Origin of the sequence: Pseudomonas sp. MD195_PC81_125, assembly GCF_014060985.1 — a bacterium.
Taxonomy (GTDB): domain Bacteria; phylum Pseudomonadota; class Gammaproteobacteria; order Pseudomonadales; family Pseudomonadaceae; genus Aquipseudomonas; species Aquipseudomonas parakoreensis.
Map to the genome: position 1 here is coordinate 1 of NZ_JABULD010000287.1, position 974 is coordinate 974.

Below are 974 nucleotides of genomic sequence, written 5' to 3' on the forward strand. Positions count from 1 at the left end.
AACCTTAACGGTGTTCGGACGAGCGGAACCGCTGGTCAGACCGGCCGCCTTCTTCAGCAGAACCGAAGCAGGGGTGGATTTGGTTTCGAAAGTGAAGCTACGGTCGCTGTAGACAGTGATGATCACTGGAGTCGGCAGACCTGCTTCAAGACCCTGAGTACGGGCGTTGAAAGCCTTGCAGAATTCCATGATGTTCACGCCGTGCTGACCCAGAGCAGGACCAACAGGTGGGCTTGGGTTAGCCTGAGCGGCCTTCACTTGCAGCTTGATGTAAGCGGTAATCTTCTTGGCCATGAGGCACTCCAATTACGGGTTCGAACGCCTCGAAAGGCTCCCCGGTTACTTGCGCGTTTATCCCAGTGACGACAAAACCCCACAGCCTAGGGCTGCGGGGTTGGGATGCTTGTTCAGTTAGACCTTTTCGACCTGACTGAACTCCAACTCTACCGGAGTAGAGCGACCGAAAATAAGCACTGCCACCTGGACACGGCTCTTTTCGTAATTAACTTCTTCGACAGTGCCGTTAAAGTCAGCGAATGGACCATCGGTAACCCGAACCACCTCACCCGGCTCAAACAGAGTCTTCGGCTTCGGCTTATCACTACCATCGGCCACGCGACGCAGAATGGCTTCCGCCTCTTTGTCGGTGATTGGAGCAGGCTTGTCGGCGGTACCGCCAATGAAGCCCATCACCCGAGGAGTATCCTTGACCAAGTGCCAAGTACCCTCGTTCATATCCATCTGTACCAGCACATAGCCTGGGAAGAACTTGCGTTCGCTTTTGCGCTTCTGGCCATTACGCATTTCAACCACTTCTTCAGTGGGAACCAGAATTTCGCCGAAGCCATCTTCCATGCCAGCCAGCTTAACGCGCTCAATCAGCGAGCGCATGACATGCTTCTCGTAACCCGAGTAAGCATGCACAACGTACCAACGCTTAGCCACGGGACACCCTTAGCCGACAATCAAGGAAA

2 protein-coding genes are annotated in these 974 nt (G+C 54.3%); both read right to left on the bottom strand.

The genetic code is table 11. From position 1 onward, the window contains the following. Nucleotides 1-294 (bottom strand): 50S ribosomal protein L11 (gene rplK / locus HT737_RS12375; RefSeq protein ID WP_182402694.1); only part of this gene is annotated, 294 nt, incomplete at its 3' end. A 117-nt stretch (nucleotides 295-411) separates the two neighbouring features. Then, nucleotides 412-945 (bottom strand): transcription termination/antitermination protein NusG, encoded by a 534-nt coding sequence (gene nusG, locus HT737_RS12380; RefSeq protein WP_025113545.1) that lies wholly within the window; start codon nucleotides 943-945, stop codon nucleotides 412-414. Nucleotides 946-974: the final 29 nt, after the last annotated feature.